Genomic DNA, 1,546 nt, shown 5'->3' with positions numbered 1-1,546 from the left:
TTTATTCCAGACGAAGTATGGTCAGCAGTTACGCCTATGTTAGCCGTAACTAAAGGAGAAATAATCTTATTATCAACGCCGTTTGGGAAAGGTGGTTATTTTTATAGGTGTTTTTCTGACCCAACGTTTACTTCTTTCCACGTTTCTTCTGAAGATTGTCCAAGGATCTCGAAAGAGTTCCTTGATCAAGAAAGAAAACGTATGTCTAATCTTGAGTATGCTCAGGAGTATCTAGGTGAGTTCGTTGATGAATTAAGACAATTTTTCCCTAACGAAGTTATCAAAAAGTGTATGAATATTAAACGGCTAGGGTGTAATAAATTTTTAACGGATAAAAAATATCTAGGAGTAGATATTGCACGTATGGGCGGAGATGAAACGGTTTTAGTTTCAATGGCTCTTATAAATAAAAAAATGTTTATGGTCGATTTGGAAGTAACAAAAAATCAGTTACTCACCGATACGACACGACAGATATTACACGCTGACAGAATTTATAATTATAAAAAAATTTATATTGACGACGGGGGTTTAGGTGTAGGGGTGTTTGATCCTTTACTTGAACATTCACAGACGAAAAAGAAAGTAGTGCCTATAAATAACTCTTCTCGCGCTCTTGACAGAGAGGACAGAAAAAAGAAACTGCTTAAAGAAGATTTGTATAATAATCTTCTCAACCTTATGGAACAAGGAAGGTGTTTCTTTTTTGATGAAGAGGACATTTTTCATTCTTTGCGCTCAATCCAGGCGGAGTATGTGGGCGATAGGCTTAGATTGTTTGGGAATTATTCACATATTACCGAAGCAATCATAAGGTCGGCGTGGGGAATTAAAGACAAAAGTTTAAATATTTTCATAGTATCTTGTTAATATGGCAGACACAGGCATATATGCAACAACGGCAGAAGTTCAATATAAAGCGGGTGCTAACGCTTCGGCTGTAAGCAATACAGAAGCATACATTAATTCGTTTATGACTCAAGCGGAAAGTTTGATTAATGCAGTTTGTCGGTACAATTTTTCTGATAATTATTCTACTCTCAACGTAGACGTTAAAGGGATCCTTAAAGAAGTTGCTTCAAATTTGGCCGCGATTTATGTTATTACTTACGATATGAGCGGGTTTACTTCTCGGTCGGAAGCGGAGTCTATGATCAATGTTCTCAGAGATGGAGCGTTAAGAGGTCTCGCAGTATTACGAGATAAAAAAGTGCAGGAGTTTTTGAACGATGCTTAAGCACGATTTTAAAAAACAGCCGGAACTCCATAATTCTCAATTAACAGAGTTTTATTTTATGTCGCCACATAAACAAATCTTCGAGCCGTTCTTTGCTAGTGTTACAAAAGTTCACGACGGCGACACGGTCACTTTATCGTGGAGCGAAAGAGATTTTGAGTTTCCGTTGCGGTTTGCTGACGTATCGGCTCCGGAACTTGGAGAAAGAGGGGGCAAAGAATCTCAACAATGGCTCGAGAATAAACTATTAAATCAAGACGTTTTAGTTGTTCCATCTCCTGAAAGGACAGAAAAGCACGGCAGACTTTT

At 37.8% G+C, this 1,546-nt stretch carries 3 protein-coding genes; all 3 read left to right on the top strand.

What is annotated here, in order from left to right:
- On the top strand, nucleotides 1-870 hold an 870-nt coding region (locus tag NUV40_02200; protein ID MCR4342700.1), incomplete at its 5' end, for a hypothetical protein.
- A 1-nt stretch (nucleotide 871) separates the two neighbouring features.
- Nucleotides 872-1,237 carry a hypothetical protein gene (locus tag NUV40_02195; GenBank protein MCR4342699.1) on the top strand — a complete coding sequence of 122 codons (366 nt, stop codon included), beginning with the start codon at nucleotides 872-874 and terminating at the stop codon, nucleotides 1,235-1,237.
- Nucleotides 1,238-1,295: 58 nt separating this feature from the next.
- On the top strand, nucleotides 1,296-1,546 hold a 251-nt coding region (locus tag NUV40_02190; protein ID MCR4342698.1), incomplete at its 3' end, for a hypothetical protein.

It is taken from the genome of Patescibacteria group bacterium (genome assembly GCA_024654625.1).
Taxonomy (GTDB): Bacteria; Patescibacteriota; Minisyncoccia.
The sequence above is the reverse complement of the archived record's forward strand: the minus strand, read 5'-3'. Positions and strand labels throughout refer to the sequence as shown.

What these genes read in the sequence shown, in the direction of transcription:
- NUV40_02195 (MCR4342699.1), top strand. Translation starts at nt 872, where the DNA reads ATGGCAGACACAGGCATATATGCAACAACGGCAGAAGTTCAATATAAA.